General features: G+C 39.1%; 17 protein-coding genes. 2 read left to right on the forward strand and 15 right to left on the reverse strand.

Annotated elements, in window-relative coordinates:
• Nucleotides 1-410 precede the first annotated feature (410 nt).
• Nucleotides 411-686 carry an IS200/IS605 family accessory protein TnpB-related protein gene (locus F6K23_RS28305; RefSeq protein WP_293161973.1) on the forward strand — a complete coding sequence of 92 codons (276 nt, stop codon included), beginning with the start codon at nt 411-413 and terminating at the stop codon, nt 684-686.
• Nucleotides 687-945: 259 nt separating this feature from the next.
• Here the strand turns inward: F6K23_RS28305 and F6K23_RS28310 are convergent, their stop codons facing one another.
• Nucleotides 946-2,490 carry a M48 family metallopeptidase gene (locus F6K23_RS28310; RefSeq protein ID WP_293161975.1) on the reverse strand — a complete coding sequence of 515 codons (1,545 nt, stop codon included), beginning with the start codon at nt 2,488-2,490 and terminating at the stop codon, nt 946-948.
• A 97-nt stretch (nt 2,491-2,587) separates the two neighbouring features.
• Between F6K23_RS28310 and F6K23_RS28315 the strand changes: the two genes are divergently transcribed.
• Nucleotides 2,588-3,202: a hypothetical protein gene (locus F6K23_RS28315; RefSeq protein WP_293161977.1), complete on the forward strand. Its 615-nt coding sequence runs from the start codon at nt 2,588-2,590 to the stop codon at nt 3,200-3,202.
• Between the two features lie 873 nt (nt 3,203-4,075).
• On the opposite strand, the gene F6K23_RS28320 is transcribed toward F6K23_RS28315, so the two are convergent.
• The 14 genes from F6K23_RS28320 to F6K23_RS28385 form a co-directional block, all read right to left on the reverse strand.
• Complete coding sequence (locus F6K23_RS28320) at nt 4,076-7,510, reverse strand: hypothetical protein (RefSeq protein WP_293161979.1); 3,435 nt, start codon at nt 7,508-7,510, stop codon at nt 4,076-4,078.
• 985 nt (nt 7,511-8,495) lie between these two features.
• Entirely contained in the window at nt 8,496-10,337 is a 1,842-nt protein-coding gene (locus F6K23_RS28325) for a hypothetical protein (RefSeq protein WP_293161981.1), read from the reverse strand.
• Nucleotides 10,338-10,723: 386 nt separating this feature from the next.
• The gene (locus F6K23_RS28330; protein WP_293161983.1) at nt 10,724-10,936 is read right to left on the reverse strand and encodes a four helix bundle protein; all 213 of its coding nucleotides are present in this window, start codon (nt 10,934-10,936) and stop codon (nt 10,724-10,726) included.
• A gap of 137 nt (nt 10,937-11,073) precedes the next feature.
• A complete protein-coding gene (locus tag F6K23_RS28335) occupies nt 11,074-11,823 on the reverse strand; it encodes a hypothetical protein (RefSeq protein WP_293161985.1) in 750 nt (249 codons plus the stop codon).
• A 481-nt stretch (nt 11,824-12,304) separates the two neighbouring features.
• Complete coding sequence (locus F6K23_RS28340; RefSeq protein WP_293161987.1) at nt 12,305-12,679, reverse strand: four helix bundle protein; 375 nt, start codon at nt 12,677-12,679, stop codon at nt 12,305-12,307.
• A 230-nt stretch (nt 12,680-12,909) separates the two neighbouring features.
• A complete protein-coding gene (locus tag F6K23_RS28345) occupies nt 12,910-13,197 on the reverse strand; it encodes a hypothetical protein (protein WP_293161989.1) in 288 nt (95 codons plus the stop codon).
• 64 nt (nt 13,198-13,261) lie between these two features.
• Nucleotides 13,262-13,402 carry a hypothetical protein gene (locus F6K23_RS28350; RefSeq protein WP_293161991.1) on the reverse strand — a complete coding sequence of 47 codons (141 nt, stop codon included), beginning with the start codon at nt 13,400-13,402 and terminating at the stop codon, nt 13,262-13,264.
• A 22-nt stretch (nt 13,403-13,424) separates the two neighbouring features.
• Nucleotides 13,425-14,486, reverse strand: a complete 1,062-nt coding sequence (locus tag F6K23_RS28355; protein ID WP_293161993.1) for a hypothetical protein — start codon at nt 14,484-14,486, stop codon at nt 13,425-13,427.
• A gap of 250 nt (nt 14,487-14,736) precedes the next feature.
• Nucleotides 14,737-16,938, reverse strand: a complete 2,202-nt coding sequence (locus F6K23_RS28360) for a hypothetical protein (protein ID WP_293161995.1) — start codon at nt 16,936-16,938, stop codon at nt 14,737-14,739.
• Between the two features lie 525 nt (nt 16,939-17,463).
• A complete protein-coding gene (locus F6K23_RS28365; protein WP_293161997.1) occupies nt 17,464-18,498 on the reverse strand; it encodes a hypothetical protein in 1,035 nt (344 codons plus the stop codon).
• Between the two features lie 56 nt (nt 18,499-18,554).
• Nucleotides 18,555-20,288, reverse strand: coding sequence for a hypothetical protein (locus F6K23_RS28370; RefSeq protein ID WP_293161999.1), 1,734 nt, complete (start codon nt 20,286-20,288; stop codon nt 18,555-18,557).
• A gap of 73 nt (nt 20,289-20,361) precedes the next feature.
• Complete coding sequence (locus F6K23_RS28375) at nt 20,362-21,297, reverse strand: LamG-like jellyroll fold domain-containing protein (RefSeq protein ID WP_293162001.1); 936 nt, start codon at nt 21,295-21,297, stop codon at nt 20,362-20,364.
• A gap of 92 nt (nt 21,298-21,389) precedes the next feature.
• A complete protein-coding gene (locus F6K23_RS28380; protein WP_293162003.1) occupies nt 21,390-22,349 on the reverse strand; it encodes a LamG-like jellyroll fold domain-containing protein in 960 nt (319 codons plus the stop codon).
• A 14-nt stretch (nt 22,350-22,363) separates the two neighbouring features.
• Nucleotides 22,364-23,665: a S8 family serine peptidase gene (locus F6K23_RS28385; RefSeq protein WP_293162005.1), complete on the reverse strand. Its 1,302-nt coding sequence runs from the start codon at nt 23,663-23,665 to the stop codon at nt 22,364-22,366.
• Nucleotides 23,666-24,486 lie beyond the last annotated feature (821 nt).

Consider the following 24,486-nt stretch of genomic DNA (forward strand, 5'->3'; position numbering starts at 1 on the left):
TTGGACAATAGTATCGACAATAATCAGAAACTGAGTGTTTGCTTTCTCAGTAGAACAATAACTATTGGACAATAGTATCGACAATAATCAGAAACAGAGCGATCGCTTTCTCAGCAGAACAATAACTATTGGACAATAGTATCGACAATAATCAGAAACTGAGCGTTTGCTTTCTCAGCAGAACAATAACTATTGGACAATAGTATCGACAATAATCAGAAACTGAGCGTTTGCTTTCTCAGCAGAACAATAACTATTGGACAAAAAATCAAATACTAAAAATGAAGATAGAGCTATTCTCATATTCCCTGTTCCCTGTTCCCTAGAGCAATAAAACTTTGTACCTCATAAACTAGAAAACTGCTGTAATTGTATTGTTGGGGGAGATGGGGAGATGGGGAGATTGAATAATGAACATATACTATATAACCGGATTCTATATAATACCTAAATTTATACCTACTGAATTTTCATTTTCAGGTAAAGTTTCTGGTTGTATTTCTACTAATATTGGTACTGTAGTAATTGGAAAAAATGATAACTGGAAACAAGGTGCAAACATAGGTAAAAAAAACAATCAAAACTTTACCCAAATACCTCACTGTAAGCTAATTCAACAGATAACTTATAAATGTGAACTTGCTGGTATCAAAGTTATGGAAACAGAAAGATTGTTGCACCAGTAAAACTTCTGCACTTGACCTAGAATTGCCCAGGCGCCATGAGAATTATGTGGGAAAACGAGTCAAACGCGGTTTGTTTAGAACTGCAACAGGTAAAGTAATTAATGCCGACGTTAATGGTAGTATATGCGATAATTAGAAAGAAATTCCCAGGGGCATTTACTGCCGTTTGCGTAGCATTCCGTAGGATGGGAATAGTGAGCTGTGCCGAGAGCGCCAATATTGGTTAATCCAATATCAAGAATTTAACAACTGCAATTTTCTACAGTTTTTTTCGTACGGTTGGATCTAATACGAAGGCTTTGGCCATACAATAGTCGGCGGCATCTTGATTTTGTAAGTGCTGGTAGCAGATACCGATTTGATAAATTGTATTGGCATCAAGACCGTGAATTTGAATAGATTGTTGTAAATAATTGGCAGCTTCGGCATAATATTTCATTTTCATTAGTAACATTCCCAGGTGATAAGGAAGGTTTTGTTTTTCGCCAATGGGGTAGTAGGTGTCCCAGACATTTTTAATGACTGAATATAGTTCCTGTTTTAATACTTCAGAGGCTGATGCAACGCGAGACATTAAGACGGAGTAACAGCCTAAAAATATATTGGCATCCCAACCGCTAAGGCGCATATATGCAATAAGTTGTTGTAAAGTCAAGTTTTCGTAATTTTTCTCAATGGCTTTTTTGAGACTGAAGAAGTCATCGGGACTTAATTTCTCTATGTATTCTTGATAAGCTTGGCGGGTTTCAATATAGTTGGTGGGGGGATGACCAAAAAGAAAGGCGCTGATGTTAAGACTGGAGTGATGATGGGTGGTGTGTAATGCGTAACCTCCTTGATTGAGGAAATATTGCCCGATGGCATGATAATTAACCATCATGGAGAAGCAGTTACCATGAAAGGTCATGTTTGGTTTACTACGGTTGTAGAGGTCTGATTCTTGACTATAACCTTTGTCACCAGACAGGAATAGCATTTTTCCTCTACTGAGGTTACGGAGGTTGCGGATGCAGTGGAGGGCAATTTTGGGAAAAAGGACAGTGGTGTTAGTGAGGTGCTGTTGGTAATATTGTAGGATTTGGTTAAAATTGGCGTCTTGGTAATAATTCGGGGTGATGGGTTTGTCGTGGTAAGTTACATGGAGATTTTTGATAAGGTTGGGGTTGTTATAATTAGGTTTTGAGTAGGAAGTAAGGTTAATTAAGGTTGCATAGAGTTGGTTATTGCTTAGGGTAAAAATGTCTTGGGGAAGACAGTCAAAGAAATAGTTAGCGAGGATAATCAGGGGGTTTTTCAGAGTTGTGGGGGAAAGGGTTTCTCTAGAATAATAGAGTTGCAAGCTTTGGTCTTGTTGGGCATCAAAACGGGCAATATCAAGGATACCTTGTTGAATGAAGGGTTGGAGGAAAGGGTGGGAATGCCAGTAGTTGAGGTTTTGTTCGGTGAAGTCGCTGAGAATGTAGGTAACCGGAATGTGGTTAAGGGTGGAATGGGTAAAGAAACTGAGGAATTTTTTGAGGAAATGGTAGGCCAAACGACCTGAACCTGCACCTAGTTCTAGGATATAGACGGGTTGGTTGAGGTTTAGGGTATTGTGCCAATCTCGGAGGAAACCAAAGGCAACTTTAGCATAAGCGTTGGCAATGAAGGGGTTGCTGGTGATGTAGTGGGGGACTGTACCTGTGTTCCAAGCTTGGATACCCTGTTGATGGAAGAAGTTGCGCTGGAGTTTCCAGAGGAGGGATTGGGAAAGAGGTTGGTTTTGTTCCAGGAGAGTGTTGGTATGGGTTGGGTTGTGTATCATGGAGTTAGGAGGAATGAGTAAGAAGTAATGAGGAATGAGTAATGGGTAATGGGATTTAACAAGATAGAATATTTTAAAGATTATTGAATGGAAAAAAATGATGACTCGTCAGCCATTACTTGATTCTAATCGTTCTTATACTTTTAGTAATTATTTTGAGTTAGGATTTACGGTAGATGATTTGGTTGCTGAATTTGGTTACTCTTTTGAGCGAAAATTCCTTACTTTACCACAATATCCTGATGAATTAGACCGAATCACTGATTTAAAGGAGCGCATTGAAGAAATATTACCTTATGTAGATTTGGAAAATGAGGCTACCCGTAGGGAAATGCTCATTGCACCAATTATCTCAGATTTAATTCATTATTCCCACGCTAAGTTAAGAATAGAATATTCCATTCAAGTTGACAACCGATTGCAAGGTAAATTAGATTACTTGTTACGTTCTACAACGAATTTAATTGTGATTGAAGCTAAACAAGCGGATATTAATAGAGGATTTACTCAATTAGCTACGGAAATGATTGCCCTCGATCAATGGATTGATTCTCCACAGACTGAAATTTTAGGGGCGGTGACTACGGGTAATATTTGGCAATTTGGTGTTTTAGATCGTCAAGCCAAATCTATCTGTGAAGGAATTAATCTTTACCGTGTTACAGAGGAATTGGAAGTAATAATCAGAATTTTATTAGCTAGACTTATTTGAAAGTGCTACATTTGTGGGTACAATAAGAAAAGTTCAACTGATATAGAATCTAGATAATTACTATAGCTTGCGTCATTGCGACTGGAACGGAGTGGAAGGAAGCAATCTCAGAGGTTTAAGAGATTGCTTCCTATCGTCGCAATGACGACTTTTCAACAGAATTCTATATGAGTAAACTGGACAACATATAGTTATGAATGCTCCAAAGGAAGATACTTTGAAAATTAGAATAGACAGTGAAACACTGAATCTGATTGAGCGGGCACGATCTTATCTGGATGTGAATAAAAGCCGATTTATATAAAATTAATAAAACTTTACAATACTAATATTTTTATCTAAATGTTGGCAGAAGACCCGCGCTCTCCCGTAGGGCAGCGTCGGGAGTATGTCAAATGTGAGCGGGATGTTTCGCTGCGCGACATGAAAAGCTAACCACAAGTTAGCTAAATCCATTAGCAGATAGTGATTCTATGAATTTAGACGACAGCTTGAATATAAAACTCAGTGGTATGGCTGTGAGCTAGGGCGTGTCATCAATTGAGAATTAAAAATTGAGAATTAAAAATTGAGAATAACAAGTAATTACTTTCGGGCAGACATTGAGTGAATCTTTCTGGTCAGTCTCTAAATTGATAATTGAGAATTGAGAATTAAAAATTGAGAATTAAAAATTGAGAATAACAAGTAATTACTTTCGGGCAGACATTGAGTGGATCTTTCTGGTCAGTCTCTAATCAGAACTCCCGCGCGCTCCCAGCGAGAAAAAACAGCTTCTGTCTGAGCGAGACGGTTGTATGTATGCTGCAGGTGTCAGCCGTACAGCAGGAAGTAAAAATTAAAATGTCACTTATTATGACGTTTTATATCGGTTTATTCATTTTGTGGATCTATTCGCTTTGTAGATAACTTTCTGAGCATTGGAGGTGGCATATCTTTATGAACACGAGGTGTGTATTCGCGAATAGTCAAAGCACTTTGTAACATCGCCAATTCCTGCTTCAGTCGTTGACTATGCAGGAACTCAGCACTGTGTGCTTGAGCCTGAACGTCTTTAATATGTTGCTTCAGATTGAGGACTGGGATACCAAAACTATATTCAATTTGATACTCTGGATCCCTTATATTGTCAACCTCAACAAACATTTTCTCATCATATTGAGAAGGCAAATAGTCTTTCAACTTTGATATATCTGCTCCTTTCGGTACAACAATCTTCCAATCAATTGAATCTACGATCAATGTATTGGTAATATTGTCTTTGAAGACTTCTTTCAAATCCATTAGATGATAATAAGAGGCTGCTCTACCAGTTAAATGAGGATAGAATTTAAATCCAACCCCATCATCATCGAAGGCTGGCAAGAAAAGATTATAGAAATCTTTGATTTCTTTTCGATCTTTTCCTCCTTGATCAAGTTCCATGGGATTTGCCTTGATTTTTGTTTCTAAATCTTCTGCCAACACTGAATAATGGGCAATGATATTCCAGAAATCTATCATACCCTCGCTTACCTTATCATCGGTTCCTGGCCAGGGTTTAGGATAATTATTCTTTGTTGGATTATCCTTTTGAGCGAAAATATCTTTAAGCATAGCTTCGGTTAACTTGGTTTTCTTGAGTTCATCCCACTTAAGTCTTGTTAATTTCTTGGCAAATTCCTTATCACGAATAGTATTATTCTGCACCCTCTGTGAAATCTTCTTATAGCAGTCGTTAATCTTTGTTTCAACAGCAGCATTTTTCTGTTTATTTATATAGCTTTCTGTAAAATTTTCGTTTAGCTTTTTCAGTAGAGTCATAAGCACATTTTTCTTATTATCTGAGTTATTCTGACCGTTATTCTGATCATCCTTCTGGGAACCAATTAATGCGAGATAGTAACCACGCTTAAGGCGTTTTGCAATTTTATGCGGTGTATTTGCCTTACCTGCAAGGATTTCACGAATCATTAAAATCTGTTCCTCAAGGTGGTATCCAAATTTCAAGATGGGGAGTTTTTGCCCAGATAATGTGTCGGTTACTTCCTCGATCTCCCAAGCACTATCCTTCTCCAGAGCGTGAAACTTTTCCCAATGATGCAGACATTCATAAGAGTCTCGACGAGGTATAGAAATATCGATAAGTTCTCCACGGAGAGTCCCAGAACCTTCTGGGGGGTCTTTTTGTTGGTTTACTGGTGGTTGTGCCGGTAGTGCTTGTTGTGCCGGTACTGGTTTTACATATTTATAACGAACTACCAAGCGATATAAATAGAACTCAGCAATGGTTAAGGTTTTCTGCATACTAGCAAGCTGTTTTGGAGGTTTTGGAGGTTGTGGAGGTTGGTTGTTAATATTCTGCGGCGGGTTATTCTGCTTCTTCGATTTCTTCGGCTTCGTCAAGTCCTTGAAATTCTGTGATATCTCATCTGGTGTCGATAGAGATAGATGCATTGGTGGGTTTTTTGCCGGTAGTGATTGTTGTATATTCTTGATTGGCGTGATTAGCGTGATTAGTTCCTTACTGGCTTCTTCCCATGAGGGTTTCTTTTTGTATTCATCTGTGTTTACATTTTTGTATTCATCTGTGTTTACATTTTTGTATTCATCTGTGTTTACATTTTTGTATTCATCTGTGTTTACATTTTTGTATTCATCTGTGTTTACATTTTTGTATTCATCTGTGTTTACATTTTTGTATTCATCTACATTGACATCTACAGTACCAACAGGATAGATGGATTCAAAGGTATCAGGCTTAGCCCGAAATTCTTGTGCCTGTTCATAATCTTTTGGTTGAGGGCGCATCCACTTCTCATACTCTTTAGCAGCAAAGAGGCGACGACTAATATCCAAGGGCTGCATAGGATGGAAAATTTCGCACATATGAGCCGATTTGCGATCTGCCTTAGAACTATGGCTAATTTTATGCCCTTTCTGTTGGATATCGTCTGGTAATGTTTTTTTTATCAGATCACCCATTCCTGGGTATAGACTAAACAACATATTACCTAGAATCAGAATTTCGTTGATTATTTCTTCAATTTTTTCTAGTGCCTGATACCAAACCTCGAAGTCTAGAATGGGGTTGATGATCAATTGAGTATCCCAATCACTACGGTTGGGATATGCATCTTTGTTTGTAATTTCCTTATTATCAAAGAGTAGGCCAAGTGACGTACCACCTTTGACAAAGAACTTAACATCTTCACCAGTCAATTCATCACCAGAGTCTAATTCAATCTTCATGTTCTTGAGACGATCATTCAATTCTTTTATGCAAAAACAGTTAAGAATATAAACTATATCCTCGTAATTCAATTTATTAGTTAAAAGATCATTAATCTTAGTTTGCAGATCTGTTCTGGCACTCATTGCCGTTGAAATACCAGGAAATTCTTGGGCTTTTGCTAACGAATGAGTTAAGTTCTCTTCTTCATATTCAAAAGTATTTGTGTATGGTTTATGCTGATCTGATCTTTGTGAATTGGATAATTCTGCTATTTTGGATGAAGATTTGCTCTCCTCATCCAAAATACGATCTAACTCATCAAACCTCTGCTCCAATGATAAATCCACAGTTCCCTGGTCAAAATCAGTAGCATGAGCCATATTCTTACCCATTTGGTCAAAAACAGCATGGGAACGGGACATAGGTACAGGTTCCGGCTCTACTTGCTTCTGAGGCGGAATAGCAGTTTCTCCCTTATCAAAAATATCGTGAGGATGAGGTGTAGGTGCTACTTTTGCTTCTGTTTTTGCTGGTGGTGAAGTAGAAACTACCTGTTTTTGTTCAGCATCATAGGTTTTCTCCCCATTGAGAATCGCCTGTAAATCCGCAGCAAACTCTTGTGCATCCGATAACCCTTCTTGAGGAGGACTTGGCTCAACCTTAGTCGCCTGAACTGGCTGTACCTTCTGTTTTGAGGTAACTTTCCCCGTTGCTTGAACGGGTTGTACCTCTACAGATTTTACAGGAGTTTTTCGTTGTGGTGTAACTGGTTTACTAACAGGTGTAACATCCCGATCTACCTCAAAACCTTCCACTTCAAAAGGCAAACTCTCATCCTCTAACTCTGAAGCGAAGGAATTAGACTTAGAAAATGACCTCGCTGCTGGAGTAGCAGTGGGATAAGCATCACCATTGTACTGTAATTGAATCCCCTCATCAAAATCAAACGCTCGTGCTTCCTGTCGTGGGCGTTTCCGTTTCTTAGGCGAAGGTTGATGAGATTGTTGTTCGGAGGTATTCTTACCAAGAAGTCCTTGTTCTAGGGCAAACAGGCTATTGTCTTGTTTATTGTCTTGTTTGTTGTTGTTTTCCATTGTTAATTACCTATTTTTAAATGATTGAGTGAGTAAATTGGCTTTCCTGAATTAAGATAGAGCAGATACCAAGTATAGGACTTACGCAGAATGATGTAATTCTGTCATTGCGAGGGACAGCGTTTGCGGAGCAGTCCGTAAGGAAAGCAATCTCAAACGTCGAAATTGTGTTCCTAATGCGTAATATCATGTTCCCCCGGAGGGGGAGCTACGCTAACGGATAATTACTTATAATAAAGTTTTTGTTTGTAGTTGGGCTTTAGCCCTTACAATGCTTAGTATTAGGACTAAAGTCCAACTACGAGCCTAATTATAACTGTTCTACCGAACATGATATAAGTCCTGATATATTAACAATCTTTGGCGGGCGATCCAAAAACTATGTCCAGGGGTTCATAGTTTGATTCAGTAACACTTGAGATTGCTTCTTTGCGCTGCGCTCCACTCGCAATGACATTGTAATTAGGTTTGGGCGCTTGAGGTCAAACTCTGAGATTGCTTCTTTGCGCTGCGCTCCACTCGCAATGACATTGTAGTTAGGTTTGGGTGCTTAAGCTCAAACTCTGAGATTGCTTCTTTCCACTCCGCTCCACTCGCAATGACATTGTAGTTAGGTTTGGGTGCTTAAGCTCAAACTCTGAGATTGCTTCTTTCCACTCCGCTCCACTCGCAATGACATTGTAGTTAGGTTTGGGTGCTTAAGCTCAAACTCTGAGATTGCTTCTTTCCACTCCGCTCCACTCGCAATGACATTGTAGTTAGGTTTGAGTGCTTGAGGTCAAATCCTGAGATTGCTTCTTTGCCCTGCGCTCCACTCGCAATGACATTGTAGTTAGGTTTGAGTGCTTGAGGTCAAACCCTGAGATTGCTTCTTTCCACTCCGCTCCACTCGCAATGACATTGTAGTTAGGTTTGAGTGCTTAAGGTCAAAACTCTGAGATTGCTTCTTTCCACTCCGCTCCACTCGCAATGACATTAGCAATTTTTAGCTAGTATCATTCTGTGGGGGATGAGAAGGGTTTTCATTCAGGTTTTCCTCATTGTGGTTCTGTGGTAAAAGTCGAGCAATTACAGAATTAGCACTGGTTGAAATTAAATGATCATTCTGAAAATCCTGAACTGCTACAGATAAAGAATAGCTATTTTCTCTAATGAGTTTATGATTAGCCATTTCCGTAAATTTTTCTTGACTGGGTTTCAAAGTATCTACTGAAGTTGGTTCTACAATAGAATTAGATTGCTGATTCGATAATATCACAGATGAAATCTCATCGGTGACATGATTTCCATTGACATCAATCACTTCGACTTTTCTCCTTTGTTGTTGTTCATTAGAATCAGACATATCAGATAAGCTCAATTTGAAACTATTTTCTGGTCTAAAATGAATATCGGTACGACGCAGAAAGTTAACTAACCAACTAATTAAGGAAATAAAATTTATGCCTGTTCGGAAGAATACAGCATTCATTTTAAAGTAAAATTCTACTAAGGTATTGAGGTCGAATTTGGTCTCTAATAATTTAGATGTTGGAGAAATGGTAGGATTTTCCACTTTTATATCAGTTGCTGGAATTGCAGTATTGGCAATAGTTGAAATTAAATTAGATTCCCCTAACTCCTGAACTTCTGAAACATCTGAACTCCTGAACTCCTGCTCCAACTCCTGAACTTCTGAAATATCTGAACTCCTGAACTGCTCTTCCAAAGTCTGGTCAAATTCATCAAATAGTTTTTCTAACTCTAAATCTTCTTGTGTTTGGGAAACAGAATTACCCTGATTAATTTGTTCCTCTTCGTCTAAAGTACGGTCAAATTCATCAAAAAGTTTTTCTAGTTCAATTGTACCAAAGTCGAAAGCAGTAGCATAAGCCATATTTTTGCCCATCCGATCGAAAATAGCATGGGGGTTGGGGCGATCGCTTTTCTTTTCTACTGGAGGAGATACTGATGTAGGATTTGTTTCTGGTTGATTATTATTAAGTTCATCCAGAATAGCCAGAATATCTTCTTTTTCCAGAGGCTCGAATTTTGTCTCACTTTCAGGTGTTAATTCAGTAGCTTCAGATAAAGACTTTTCACTTTCTTGAGTTATATCTGCTGAAATTTCCAACTCAGAAACCACCTTTTCTGCTACAGGAGGTAACTCTGGTTCAGAAATTTCCACCTCTAATTTATCAACTTCCCATATTTCTTCTGGGACAGAAACTGCTGTTTTTGAGGGTGTAGAAATTGGGAAAACTTCATTCTTTTCTGCTACAGGAGGTAACTCTGGTTCAGAAATTTCAACCTCTAATTTATCAACTTCCCATATTTCTTCTGGGACAGAAACTGCTGTTTTTAGAGGTGTAGAAATTGGGAAAACTTCATTATTATATTGCAGTTCAATAGGTTCACCTGTGTCAAAAATTTGAGATTTAATCCAACTACGTTTTGATTTCAGTTTTTGTTTTTTGGGTTGAGGTTTTTGTCCTAAAAGTTCTTGTTCCAGTGCTAATAGTCGATTATTACTAGGAGAAGTTACAGCCTTTACACCACTTAAATCATTTTCCTTGAACTCCTGAACTCCTGGAATTCCCCGAACTCTTTTTAAAAGTTCTTTTTCTAATTCTAGTAGTCGATTATTTGTGTGTCGTTTTTTACAGGAATTAGGCAATTCACTTGATTTTGTCCCTCTATTCCCATTACTAGCCATGATAGTTTTGTCTTTCCTAACATCGGCCATATCCAGCCTACCTTGACCCATCTTAGCCAATCGCTTCTTTTCTAGCAACTCTTGTTCAAGTGCCAGTAAACGATTGTTACTAGGTGGTTGGTAATTAGGCATTTTTTTTGTTAGGAGTTATAGGGAGTTAGGGGAAGTTCTAGGGAGTTCAGGAGTTCGAGGGAGTTCAGGAGTTCGAGGGAGTTCTAGGGAGTTCTGGGAAGTTCTAGGGAGTTCAGGAATTCGAGGGAGTTCGAGGGAGTTCTGGGAAGTTCTAGGGAGTTCAGGAGTTAGAATTGAGAATAGATTTTGCATTTTTTGTTAGGAGTTCTGGGAAATTATAGGGAGTTAGGGGAAGTTCTAGGGAGTTCAGGAGTTAGAATTGAGAATAGATAACGTTCATATGCCCTTGACAAGCTAGGTACCTTTTGTTATTATCAATGTCAACACAGGGGGAGGACATCACCTCTGTCTAAACAGCGGTCAGGGTTTCCCAGACTGAATAATCCCTATTGTTCCCGTAAGGGCAACGTCGGGAGTATGTCAAATCCTTCTGCTATATTAGCAAGAATAGAAAATGCTGCACGTCTCAATTGGGAAGTTAATCCATACATTTCTGATTTAGGAAAATTACTACTAAAATTATAAATATTCAAAACAAACTGGTGAGCTTTTGGCCAAACAATCAAATCTTGAAAACTTTTCGCCGGTTCTCTATTCATGTTTCCATTCCTTAAAATTCTAAACTCCTGAACTCCCCTGAACTCCTGAACTCCCCTGAACTCCTGAACTCCCCTGAACTCCTGAACTCCCCTAAACTCCTGAACTCCCCTGAACTCCTGAACTCCCCTGAACTCCTCTAATTCTTCAAATTCATTGTGACAATGGCATAAGGATCGAGAGCCACTTTTAACTGTCTTGATGTCCCTTGAATTTGGTCTTCATTGACTTGGATTTGCAATTCATTTTTATTTGCCGATACTACCTCCACGTTTTCGTCATTGATAACTGCTACAGGGAAATCTTCCAGGGAAGAAGCGATCGCTAAATTATCCCCCTTCAGAGTTAAAATGGCTTTACCAGGGACAGATTTTGCTACACTAATTTTGGACACTTTGGGAGCTCGCTTTCTGCGGCGAGACTGATTAATCATATCAGCCAAGTTCTTATAGTCTATTTGTTGATCGGTGACTTTTTCTAGATCGACTTTACGATCTTCTACTGTTCGTCGCAAGTCTTCAGCTGATTTGATACCCAGTTTTTTTAGTTCTTTCCGTGCGGGTTCTGGCAAATCAGTTTCTTCGATAGAAATATCATCATGAGTAAGGGGTTCTTTGGTGACTTCTCGAATTTGATGGTCTCGAATAGAACCTAGTTGTAATGATACTTTCGATGCTCCTGTGTCCCCTGGTTTAGCGGTGGTAAAGCGGACGGTATCCCCGTCATATTCTGGAAAGATTTGTAAGTCCAGGGCTACATCTTTAACAGTGTAGGTTAATTTTCGATTCAACCCCTTGACAGAAAGAGTATCTTGTGCTTTATCCAACTCAAAGATCAGGGAGTTGAGGAAGGATTCTAAATTCCAGGGACGGTTGCTTTTGGTGACCATTGTTTTTTGAGTAATGAGTAATGAGTAATGAGTAATAAGTAATGAGGAATGAGGAATGAGTAATGAGTAATGAGTAATGAGTAATGAGTAATGGGTTTTGAGTAATGAGTAATGAGTAATAAGTAATGAGGAATGAGGAATGAGTAATGGGTTTTGAGTAATGGGTTTTGAGTAATGAGTAATGAGGAATGAGGAATGAGTAATGGGTTTTGAGTAATGGGTTTTGAGTAATGAGTAATGAGTAATAAGTAATGAGGAATGAGGAATGAGTAATGGGTTTTGAGTAATGGGTTTTGAGTAATGAGTTTTGAGTAATAAGTAATGAGTAATGGGTTTTGAGTAATGGGTTTTGAGTAATGGGTTTTGAGTAATGGGTTTTGAGTAATGAGTAATGAGTAATAAGTAATGAGGAATGAGGAATGAGTAATGGGTTTTGAGTAATGGGTTTTGAGTAATGAGTTTTGAGTAATGGGTTTTGAGTTTAAGTGGATTCTTTTTCTTTTAATTTATTTATTGAGGCTGTTAGTATTTTAATAATTCTTTCATTTTCTTCTATCATATTTTGAAATCTAGATTTTGATACTATCTCGGATTTAATCATAATTTTTATCCAGTAAAGAGTTTCATTGGCTTCTTTTAAAGCTATAGAATATTTATTGATCAAATCTTTGGTTGATTGTGCATATTTAGCTTCCGAACAGTTTGCACCGATTGAGGTTCCGCTCCTCAAAAATTGTTTAGACAAAACCTTACCAGCATCATCAAAATGTCTTTTGTTTAGCTCAGAATATGCCTTGACAACTCTGGTGGCAAAGTTTTCTGTTCTTTCTTGAATACTAATATTTACATTACTCATCCCCCCTAACTCCTAACTCCTAACTCATTACTTATTACTCCTAACTCCTAACTCCTAACTCCTAACTCATTACTCATTACTCATTCCTCATTCCTCATTCCTCCTAACTCCTAACTCATTACTCATTACTCATTACTCATTCCTCATTCCTCATTCCTCATTACTTATTACTTATTACTCATTACTTATTACTTATTACTCATTCCTCATTACTTATTACTCATTACTCATTACTCATTACTCAATTCCACCGTAATTTTCATCTGATGAAATACTGGCATAATTGTAGTCTCGGTGCTTTGGGTAGGTGCATTACTTTTAAGAGTTGTTTTTCCATCATCCTCCACTAAGACTTTAATTTCTACTGGCATCTCAACTTTGACTTTCTCAATGATCATGGCTTGATTAGAAAAGGGATCTTCAAGGGGTTCGCCGTAGTCAACCAGTTGTTGTACCATGTCGGCGAAGGGGATGAGAATTTCATTTTCTTCTAATTCAGATTCATTAAAATCAGTCATCTTAACCACTCCTCCTAACTCATTACTCCTAACTCATTACTCCTAACTCATTACTCCTAACTCATTACTCATTACTCAACAAAAAAAGAGGTTCGCCGTAGTCAACCAGTTGTTGTACCATGTCGGCGAAGGGGATGAGAATTTCGTTGTCTTCTAATTCAGATTCTTTCAAATCGGGCATTTTGGATAACTCCTCATTATTCATTACTCCTTACTCCATTATTTTGCTACTTGTCTTTGGGTTGAAGAGTGACAGGATAAACTGGAGCTGAATGGTCGAAGATGACTTTCATCCCATTTAACATAATAGGTTCATTGGATAAGGCATAGTTGAACACCTGGGCAGAGCTTAACACTGGGGATCGAAACCAGTCTTTAACTGCCTGTGGGATCTCCTGTTCCCACATGTCCAAGGAAGGCCTTTCCTCAAAATTGACTGTCGGATCATTGATTTTAGCAACATGTTTGGCTCCACCTTTTTCCGTTGTCATAGTTCCGTCTATGGTGACAGATGCTTTATGCCAAGCCTTCCCATATTGAAGTCCCTTATCGCTTGTGTCCGTTTTCAGCTTGTACATCTGAGCAATATCCCATTCAAGTTTTCCTACAGGCAGCAGCACCCTATTAAGGTCGTTTCTCCAACCCCCCTTCGGTGTTTCAGAAGGACTCCAAACGTTGTCGATAGCATCAAATACTGTTCCACGATCCGTCATTACCATAGAATCCATCCAGTCCCCACTATGGTCCACATGGCTATTACCGCCACTTATCTTGTGAATTGTGCCCTTTTCTGAGCTCATAGTGCCAGAGGAGTTAATTGTCCCCAAGCTTTCCTTAATGACGACGTTCATAAAGGAAACATCTTTTGGTCCCAGCACCCAGATACCCCAAAAACCACTATTAGCATAGCCCTGTTCATGCCTCGGTCCCAATTTCAGCAACCCAGCCCACTTAGGAGCAATAACAGTGAACTCTACCTGTGCAAGTTGTTTGGAATTATCCATGAGTTCTAGGACAACTTCGTAAGATCGCTTGCTGCTTTTTAATTCATCCTCTTCAAGATCACGCGCAATGTAGGTTGCTACACCTAAACCCTTAGTGAGGTCATGAACCAAACTCCCACCACCGGATTTAATCTTCCAGATGATTCCTTGCTTATCTGACAGCGATTCAAGCGGAAACACCCGAATGTGTTCACCTACACCGAACCGGGCTTCGTTGCCAACTTTGCGAGCTGGTGCTCGAACCTCAGCTTCTACGGCAACATTTATCTCACCAGTAATTTTCATGTTTTATCCCCATACTATATACTGTGGTTAATATCCATTGGAAGAGCCTAGTGGTCTGTCAATTTTGTTTTGAGGAATAGCTTGATTCTAGAATCATTGGCTGACTTTGTTTTCATAGATTATTTATCCCTCATTTCAATCTTGACGGAGTACTAGTACAGTGCGGCTTAAATAGCACACCCATTTTTTAGATTCAAATTGACGCTCATAATTATATTTGAAATGGGTACTTTATTTACGCCAAGCGTTACTAGGTATACACTCCAACAAAATGAACAACAGCAGGCATGGGAAAATAAACCTCCCGTTCACCCAACGCCAAAACCTGACCATTCCCATTAGTTTGCCCCGCCTGCTTCAGCAAAACCCGCTGTAACTTAAACTCTGGATACACCCATAACCCCACGACATCCCCTCTACGTCCCTTAAACTCCACTGAATCACGGGCGCAATAACTAAACTGCTCCTGAAATTCAGAAGACAACAAAGCCCTTAACTGTGCCTCATCCAACAGAGGATAAGCAGAAATTTGTCCCAACAACTCATTTAAACGATAAGCACTGAGAATTAACCCCGTTTTTAACTTACCCTCCTCACGAGAACCCCCTGTTGGTTCAATTTTCGTCACCGTCTCCATGCGAGAATGATTGGTGCGTCCCGGTTCCAGGGCATAATAATATTTACAATCAAGGGTAGTCCGCCGAATATTATTAGCAAAATTCCCTTCCCAGATTTTATGCCAATAGGGACGAAAACTATTCACATCATTGAGAGGAATCACTTCTCCTGTTCCTTCCAGGCGGTCAAAACAGTATTCCCCCACCAAGGTGATAAGCTGGGACATACTCGTTCCCAACCGTTTTTTCCGGCGGGTTTTCCGGGATCTTGCCGGCCATACCAGCACCGCACAAACCAAATATTCCTCATTAGCTTTCAGACTCCGCAACCTTTGGGAAGATAACTTAGGCACAACGGACAACATCCCAGAAGTAATATTCTCCAGGCGATATTTCTCCTCTATCAACACCTCCAAGGTAGTAGGGTCTTTCACCAAAATTTGTAAAATTCCCTTAGTAATGGTGCGGGGTGTTTCCACTTCTAAAGGAAAAGCAATAGTTTGGTCTTGGCGGTACAATAAACGAGAACGACCTTGCATCATCAAAGTATTTTGCTCAGTAAACTCCAGTTTTACCGAATCAACCCGCTCATAATCAGGAGTAGAACTGGGTGCAGACAGTCCTACACTTAAACCTTGTAATAAAGTATTGACGGCAGTATTGACGGCTTTGTCTCCATCTTCTTCGGTTAAGGAAAAAGCATTTGTCATTTCTCGGTTAAAGTGACTCCCTCCCCGAAAACTGCGACTGGCATCCAACAAGCCGTGGGTAATTAACCCCATGCGTTTACGCTCAGTGATATTATGCTCCCTCAACATTCTCCGAGTTGGACGACTCATTACTTTTTCCAGTAAAGGCATCAGAGAAGGCAATATTGTCACCAAAGCCACTGGAATCGCCATTTCTGAACTATATTGGTTAGAACCAGAGGAAACGCTTTTTGCCGTTGCAAGAGAGGATGAGGGCGTTGCAGGAATAATTGACTGCTCTAAACTGAGCAAAGAATTATTATGATTAGTAACTTTGCCATTCCCCACCACAGCTAAAGCACTTGCAGCTTCGCTGGGTGCTGGTGCTGAATCCTGAGCCAGTTCTTGCAATAAACTCCCAAAAAGTTCAGCCGCCTTGGGATCGGAAGAAAGCTTTCTAGTCACTTCAGGATGGGTAAAAATTGCTTGTACTTTAGAAGGGTCAGAAAGAATCTCCTCGGGAGAAATATTTCCTGCTAAGACATCCACAAGCTCTGGTATAACTGCACTAATCAATTTGCCAGAGCCAGGAATCAACTTATCTGCCATTTTCCCAACGACAGGAGCTGCTTTTTTAATCAGAGGCGCTGCCTTTTTCAATAAAGGAGTAGCAACTTTTTTAGCGACTTTCAGGACTCCCTTCAAAAACAGGGCAGAACTAACAGGTTGCACTTCTTTATAGGCAAACGGAACGGTATCAACAGGATAATTTTCCATTGCTGTTGCTTTACTAAAAGACATTACAGGATCAGAATTATAAGAATTAATAGCATTTACTTGAATAATTTCCGAGATAGCCGGGCCATCTCGCTGTTGGTTGCGGTAGCTAATAATTTGGATATAACGATTTTGGCGGTCAAATTGTTGAACGGGAACTTCCAAAATCGTCCTTCCTAAGCTACTTTCAGGAAGAGGACCAATTAAAGGAGAAGTAAACTTAGGGTTACTTAACACCTTAAGCCCCTGAGAACGCTGCAATTCCTCATTGCCGATGCAATAAATATAAAAGCGATTAGAACCGATATCCACCTTAAATCGACTCTTTGCCCCATCGTTATCTTGAAATCGCAGAATTGCTAGTGCCATTGTTAGTTACTTCCGTTCTGTCTCAACTAAAATATGTTAAGCATGAATACGAATTTAAAAATTTATGCATTTTCATTTCCTTTGTTACTCCTAACTCATTACTCCTAACTCATTCCTCATTACTCATTACTCCTAACTCATTACTCCTAACTCATTCCTCATTCCTCATTACTCATTACTCCTAACTCATTCCTCATTACTCATTACTCATTACTCATTACTCCTAACTCATTACTCCTAACTCATTACTCCTAACTCATTACTCCTAACTCATTACTCCTAACTCATTACTCCTAACTCATTACTCCTAACTCATTACTCCTAACTCATTACTCATTACTCATTACTCATTACTCATTCCTCATTACTCATTCCTCATTACTCATTCCTCATTACTCATTACTCCTAACTCATTACTCCTAACTCATTACTCCTAACTCATTCCTCATTACTCATTCCTCATTACTCATTCCTCATTACTCATTACTCATTACTCATTCCTCATTACTCATTCCTCATTACTCATTACTCAGCTGGTTGTTGAGACTCAGTTGCCCCACCTTGAGGAACTTGCCCTTTTCCTAAGTCAAAAATTTGGGTAAAGTTATCCAGTTTGAAATAATCTGATTTAAACTGAATTTCGACAGAACCTTTGAGTGTGGCTGACAAATCTGTACTGGTTTGGCTATTGGAAGCCGCAATACTAATTTGGGAAGTCCTCTGGATTCTTTGTTTTCTATAACCTGCCTTAACTTTGGGCCCTAACAATCCTGCGTTCACTCCTCCGCTAATACTTTTTCTATTTTGTTTTTGGGTATTTTCGTTGACTTGCTGTTGGGTGTTTGTTTTCTCAGAAGCTTTGATCTTAAATTCTACACTAGCTCGAATTGTCCCTTTTTCAACCACTAAGCGAGAGATACCCATCAATAAGGTTTCCCGTAGCAGGGTTCGACGCTCTTGCGCCATAGCCAATTTAGTATCTAAGATTTTGGCTTTGATTTCATCAGAATCAATTTCCTGGCCATCCTGATCCGTTATTGTGGGAAGAGCTTGCTCGGAAGAATCAGTATCTGAAAACCCAGAATCGGGAAATGACATTTGAAATTGGTTGTTATTTTGAACCAGACGGTACATGGCTGATTCATCATCAATCTCATTGACAAATTCAGAAACCTCTCTGGTAGCTTCCTGAAGCAATTCTCGATAGGCTTCCATCTGCCGTTCATTAGCATCCAGATTAGCATCAAAAACCCCTGTCAGCAAATCTCGCACGAACCCCGGAAAGTCAACATCTTGTACTGCATCAGCTAGCAAACCCCCAGCTTGGTCGATGCGTTCATTGTTTTGTTCCCTCAATAAATCGGCAGCAGCAAACCCCCTAGCTAATCCACTTTGTTCAGATAAATTTGGTTGAGCTAAATTACGGTATTGTTCATCCACCACATTTTTATAAACTTTTAATTGCTCCTGTCGAGCCATACTGCGAAAAGACTGAGACTTAGAGAGTATAGAACGAGCTTTCGCCCTCGCTTGATCTTTTAACTCTTCATTACTTGGCATTTGATTGACTCCTTATGTTGAACTTCTGAACTGTAAATCCTAAACTCCTAAACTCCTTACCAGTCATCAAAATCATCATCGAAGTCATCATTGAAGTCATCATTAAAATCACCAAAGTTATCTTGTCCCTTACCATTGGGAGCAAAACCATTAGCCTCCTCTAAGGAAGCCTGAGCAATAATCCAAGCTTCTGCTGCTTTCAGGAAATTTTTGAACTCCTCCTCTCTGACAATCGCCTCATTAAAATCGGCAACCCACTGATATACTTTATTCCCTTCCACTGCTAAATCCCGCATTACAGAAGTCTGAACTGTAACACCCAAATCTTGCTTGGCCACACTTTCAATCACATTCCACAGACTCTTGCGCCGCCCCCCAAAATGGTTAATAATCTCTTCCATCTTCACCAGATCAATTGCTTCTTGCAGATGGGCATAATCTTCGGTTACTTGTAGGTGTGCCATACCCGTCATATATTCCGTCAAATTGTACTGAAGATTTTTAACGGCCTGATAAAGTTGAGAGCGTGAAGGTTGATAATCTCCTGTTCCTGTACCTTCCTTCTTGCTAATATATTGAGTCACTTCCGACATTAGGGCGTGCCAATAGCGAGGAAAAGCTGTATTAGGCATCATACTAGAAAGAAGTTGACCATTACCCCGATTTAGCACCCGTTTGTAGAGCATGGCCCGTTCTTCCGGTGTGGAGCGATCGCTTCTTCTTTTATGAAAGCGATAAAGTGCGGCTGCTGCATCGCCTTCGGGAATATCCAGTGCTCCACTGGCCCAACGCAATACCAGGGCATTAGCCACATCGAAGACACGCATACCTTCCCCAATGTAGTAAACATAATCTAAAGCACCAGTAGCCTTAATATTTGCAGGTATTACCCCTTGCTCCTCAGTAGCATCAAACACATCAACGGAAAAATCCCAGTCAACTTTCCCCCCTTTTTTTAGGGCCATATCGATGGGATCTTCTGAAACAGTGGTGTACTTTAGTGCTTCACTGTAAGCTAAAGCAAAGTATTCGTCGTATTTACCGTCCTTGAATTCTTGTTTATCTTGAATTTCTAACCCCAACTTCATAAGATAGTCAATGATTGACTCCTGAATAGAAGGAGTGAAAAGATGTTTCGGTATATTACTGCGTTCATCTATGTAAAGCTGTAAGTAATGGGGCAGATCGCCTTTCTGATAGAGAGTAGATAAAATATCCATCACAGCAGGTTCTACTTTACCTTCAGCGATGGGAATTGTACGACCTAAAGTTAAATCATCTAGTTTTTGCCATCGAGGAGAAGAAGCATTTATGGCAATGTGCCTTGCATCAAATACCTCTGCTAAAAGACGAGCTAAAAACCACTTTCGGTGAACATCATGTGCTTTCCGTAGCACCGCATTATAAAGAGCTGTTTGGTCTAAAATATTAGAAACTTCAATATTAGAAACTTCTTCATATAAAGCTTCTTTGATGATTACTAGATAAATGAAGGTGTTTGATAAAAGCAGTCTACTAATATCATCAAGAACTGTTTGATCAAGGCGTTCAGATAAATCATATATATTATTCTCTGATATACCTTTTTCGCGAATCTTTTGCTTAAGGTAATCGCTAATATCTTGCCGAGTGGGTTCTGAGATTGCTAAATCTGGCTCCACCTTTTGTGCTAAATCTTCCTGCATCTTTACTAAAGCTTGAGATGCAAACTGATCCAGAACTACCCGAGGTGGGTCAATTTTACTAAATGGATCGGTAGCATACTTCGTTGCTGAATTGAACTGTGTCATAGTCACATTAAACTCCATTACTAATTTTTAGACGTTTGACAAAATAAACCCTTAAAGATAATTATTACTTCACTTAATTAATATTAAAAATTTCCATCATTGATTTCCAATTGTCATCAAGTCGGTATTCTTTTAATGCAGATGTTATTTCTTCTCTTTGTTGATCGTCCAAAGACTCTATTTCTTCTAAGAGGTCTTTTTCCTGTCTCATAGTTGTTAAAAGGCTTATTAAATCATCAGGGTTAAGATTGTTTATTCGATTGGTTATATCCTCCGCATTTTCTATTTTCATACTACTCAAAAGCATCTCCCAAACTTCAGTGTCGGATAAAGCTGTATCGTAGATACGAAGATGAGCGATTTTACCAATAAAATGATATGTTACTTCTTCTCCTGTTGCTGCTTCTGTACCTCCTGCCCCTATTCGTAATGGCGTCGTAGCGCTACTAACAGGCACAAATACCTCCAATCTACTAGCTTGCTTTTGTCCGTTAATATAAAAACATAATTCAGGCCCATTCTCACCGAGAATATTATGGGTTATAGTCAAATTAGTCCAGGAATCGATAATATCAGCTTCTCCTATCTCAGCCCCATCACTTGTTCCGTCGCCTAAAAAGATAGTCCATTTATTCTGGTCATTGACAAAAAAGCTATACCCTTCTGTTTCTGCTATTGTTGTTGTTGTTGTTTCGTTGTTTACAGGAGTAGCTCTAAAGGTAATTGGAGAACTATCTGTTGCCTGATCATCCTCAAGCTTTGCCCAAACAGAAACTGTAAAGTCTGCCTCATCATGATTAGAGACTGCAGAACCACTTATGTCAATATAACTACTTCCATCAAAGCTTAAACATTTTCCAAAAAGTTCATCATCAACAACTTCCGGGTTGCCAGAAACAAAAACATCTATTTCGTTTCCATTAATATCTTTTACTATGGCACTATCATCATCAGCGTTTATTGTGATATTATCTAGTTTTAAGTGAACTGTTAAATTGTCACTAGACATATTTTTCTCCTTAATTAAATAATTAGAAACTATTCAGACGAAATTTGATAGAGTATAAATAGACTTTCTTTAACCGTTCTTAGAAACTTCACTTAATTAATATTAAAAATTTCCATCATTGATTTCCAATTGTTATCAAGTTCGTATTCTTTTAATGCAGATGCTATTTCTTCTCTTTGTTGATCGTCCAAATACTCTATTTCTTCTAAGAGGCCTTTTTCCTGTCTCATAGTTGTTAAAAGGCTTATTAAATCATCATTGCTAAGATTGTTTATTCGATTGGTTATATCCTCCGCATTTTCTATTTTCATACTACTCAAAATCATATCCCAAACTTCAGTGTCGGATAAAGCTCTATCGTAGATACGAAGATCAGCGATTTTACCAACAAAATAGTATACTCCGTGACCTTCCATTGTAGCTGAAGCCCCTATTCGCATCTCCTTCTCGGTAGTAACAGACACAAATTCCGTACTCTGTTGCCCTTGCTCTTGTCCGTTAATATACAAATATAATGTATTTGAAGCAGTAGCATCATAGGTTATAGTAAGATTAGTCCAGGAATCGGTAATAGCACGTAATCCCGATATCCCATACCAACCTTTAGTTGTTCCCTTGCCGATAGAGGAAGTCCATAGATTCTTACTACTACTACTATCGACAAAAACGTTATACCCTTGTGTCATTGTACCTGTTGAAGAAATATTATCAGTAAAGGCAAGTGGAGTAGGATAACTCGGATTCGCAGTAATCGCAATATTCGGAATATCCGCAATATCCATCATCTTGGCCCAAACAGAAACTGTAAACCCATAATTAACATTATGAAGTTCAGAAGCATTATTTATGTTAAAATAACTCCCTCCATTAAACATTAAACATTTTCCAAAAAGTTCATCCTCAACAACTTTCGGCTCGCCATCCACAAAAACAGGTATTTCGTTTCCATTAATATCTTTTACTATGGCACTCTTTAATGGGGCACTATTATCATCAGCGTTTATTGTGATATCATCTAGTTTTAAGTGAAGTTTTAAATGTTCACTAAGCATATTTTTGTCCTTAATTAAACAAAAAGTTGGTATTCCAACAATCGCAAAGCATCAATCAGATTTAACTTGCCAAACCCTGCCTTACGATGCTTAAATCGACGGTCAATCCGATCGGCAGTATGCTTAAGCAAATACTTCACCTGACTATCTGATAAATGCTTACCCCCCTTTTCTAAAGCATAAGATTTCAACATAGCTACAGCCCCCGCCACAAATGGTGAAGCGTGAGAAGTTCCCGTGGAAAAAGCATAATCATTATTCAAATAGGTACTGTAGATGTTTGTCCCTGGTGCTACCAAGTCCACTTGTTTCCCATAGGTAGAAAAATTAGCCATATTACCCAACTCGTCCACCGCTCCTACAGCAATTACATAGGGAAGCGCTCCTGGATAGTAGAGTTGTTCTTGTCCATCGTTTCCTGAGGCAGCAACAATAGTTACTCCTCGACGTTGGGCATAATCTACCACCTCTTGATGTGGTAATCCACCGCCAGTATGTTGAATTCCCAGACTCATATTAATTATATTCGCTCCCTGGTCGATCGCCCACTTAATTCCCGAATTGATGTTATCCACCAACCCCGCCCCTACTCGCTTATTCCCCCGCTTCATCGCCCCCAATACCCGCACAGGCAAAATGCGACATTTAGGAACAACTCCCACAGGCATTCTCTCACCCTTGGCAGCAATAATACCAGCTACATGAGTTCCATGTCCCACCTCATCCTCTGGGTCATCATCATAGCCAATGTAATCCCCCACAAACTTACTTGCTCCGTCAATAATATTGACAAAATCGTATCCAGGTAGTATACTATGCTTAAATTCATAGTGGTCTAGGTCAACTCCTGTGTCCAGAATTGCCACAGTAATTTCAGGGTTGCCTTGGGTAAATAGTTCCTGTGCATCATCCAAGTGAATTGCATCGCGCGATCGCCTATCGGTAACGACACTCATTTGAGTAGGCAAGAATTCCGGTAAATCTGCTTGAGCAATAGTACCAACTTGTACTCCTGCGACAAGGGAGTGGCTAGATAGTTCTTGAATTAACTCAGGAACTATCTGTTGGTTGCGTTGCAAAATCAGGCGATAAATGCGATTAAGACCAGTAGCTAACTCAACAGCATCCCAATTATGACCACTTGGAGAATATTCTTGTGTTACCCAAATAGGTATTTGGTATTTAGCAAAAATAAGATCAATTTCTGGATGCAGATAAGTTTTGGCCGTTGCCTTTTGATTTAGTATATTGAGCCAATAAGGAAATCTTACATGAGAAATTGCTTGTTTTAACTTTAGTTTAATATGTTGCTTCATCTAGACAATAACCATTTTTGACTACTTTATGGCTGTGAAGTCTCTCCCGTTATATAACGAGAGCTTCTAAAACAAAGATAATTGAACCCAAGTTTCAAAAGTTTCTTGCGAGTGCTGGCGCAACGCTACGCGTTACATGTCGCGGAGCGAAACATAGGCTGACCAACATCTTACGCCTCCACAAGCAGACAAGATGATACCCACCTCGTTTAATGCTCTATTTAATATGTTAACTGCTGCACTCTCATCTCTATCTAAAACCGTTTTACATTTAGGACAAGGCTGCTGATGAGCGGATGATTAACTCTACTAAAACAAAATGACCTTAATTTGCCAGACTTCTTGAATCTTGGTCTACCAAATCTCTTGCCTATTTTATCTGGAACTAACCAACGTTTCCAAGCTTTATCAAGTCTTTGTAACCCACATTCCGCACTTCAAAATTGCTTAGGACTAAAGTAACAGAACGATTATCTTGATTTAATATAATTGTGTAGGGAGATATTACAGGTTTATTATCAGCTTATTTATCCTTATATAATCCTGGTTTTTACTCAGCATATATTAATTCTTATTCACTTGGTTTTTGCAAGTTGTATTGCTTGCTTTTTGGCATAGAAATAGCAACTGCACCCACAGTAATAATCCCTCCAATTACTAATAGTTTGAATCTAGAACTAAGTATTGTTTAAATGTAAGGATTCAGGTGAGAGCGATCGCTTAACAGGTCTTGGTCTATAACTTCAAGAAATCTGGGACAGGTTGACAAAAAATCAAACTACGCTAAACTAAGGACATGAATGAGTCAGTACCACCCCTAA

It is taken from the genome of Okeania sp. SIO2C9, from assembly GCF_010672455.1.
GTDB lineage: Bacteria > Cyanobacteriota > Cyanobacteriia > Cyanobacteriales > Microcoleaceae > Okeania.

Excerpts from the sequence above, each read along its gene's own strand:
- F6K23_RS28385 (WP_293162005.1), bottom strand. The coding sequence starts at position 23,665 with ATGAAGCAACATATTAAACTAAAGTTAAAACAAGCAATTTCTCATGTA.
- F6K23_RS28335 (WP_293161985.1), bottom strand. The coding sequence starts at position 11,823 with ATGGTCACCAAAAGCAACCGTCCCTGGAATTTAGAATCCTTCCTCAAC.
- F6K23_RS28305 (WP_293161973.1), top strand. The coding sequence starts at position 411 with ATGAACATATACTATATAACCGGATTCTATATAATACCTAAATTTATA.
- F6K23_RS28345 (WP_293161989.1), bottom strand. The coding sequence starts at position 13,197 with ATGACTGATTTTAATGAATCTGAATTAGAAGAAAATGAAATTCTCATC.
- F6K23_RS28320 (WP_293161979.1), bottom strand. The coding sequence starts at position 7,510 with ATGGAAAACAACAACAAACAAGACAATAAACAAGACAATAGCCTGTTT.
- F6K23_RS28350 (WP_293161991.1), bottom strand. The coding sequence starts at position 13,402 with ATGAATAATGAGGAGTTATCCAAAATGCCCGATTTGAAAGAATCTGAA.
- F6K23_RS28310 (WP_293161975.1), bottom strand. The coding sequence starts at position 2,490 with ATGATACACAACCCAACCCATACCAACACTCTCCTGGAACAAAACCAA.
- F6K23_RS28340 (WP_293161987.1), bottom strand. The coding sequence starts at position 12,679 with ATGAGTAATGTAAATATTAGTATTCAAGAAAGAACAGAAAACTTTGCC.
- F6K23_RS28375 (WP_293162001.1), bottom strand. The coding sequence starts at position 21,297 with ATGTCTAGTGACAATTTAACAGTTCACTTAAAACTAGATAATATCACA.
- F6K23_RS28360 (WP_293161995.1), bottom strand. The coding sequence starts at position 16,938 with ATGGCACTAGCAATTCTGCGATTTCAAGATAACGATGGGGCAAAGAGT.
- F6K23_RS28355 (WP_293161993.1), bottom strand. The coding sequence starts at position 14,486 with ATGAAAATTACTGGTGAGATAAATGTTGCCGTAGAAGCTGAGGTTCGA.
- F6K23_RS28325 (WP_293161981.1), bottom strand. The coding sequence starts at position 10,337 with ATGCCTAATTACCAACCACCTAGTAACAATCGTTTACTGGCACTTGAA.
- F6K23_RS28330 (WP_293161983.1), bottom strand. The coding sequence starts at position 10,936 with ATGAATAGAGAACCGGCGAAAAGTTTTCAAGATTTGATTGTTTGGCCA.
- F6K23_RS28380 (WP_293162003.1), bottom strand. The coding sequence starts at position 22,349 with ATGCTTAGTGAACATTTAAAACTTCACTTAAAACTAGATGATATCACA.
- F6K23_RS28315 (WP_293161977.1), top strand. The coding sequence starts at position 2,588 with ATGATGACTCGTCAGCCATTACTTGATTCTAATCGTTCTTATACTTTT.
- F6K23_RS28370 (WP_293161999.1), bottom strand. The coding sequence starts at position 20,288 with ATGACACAGTTCAATTCAGCAACGAAGTATGCTACCGATCCATTTAGT.
- F6K23_RS28365 (WP_293161997.1), bottom strand. The coding sequence starts at position 18,498 with ATGCCAAGTAATGAAGAGTTAAAAGATCAAGCGAGGGCGAAAGCTCGT.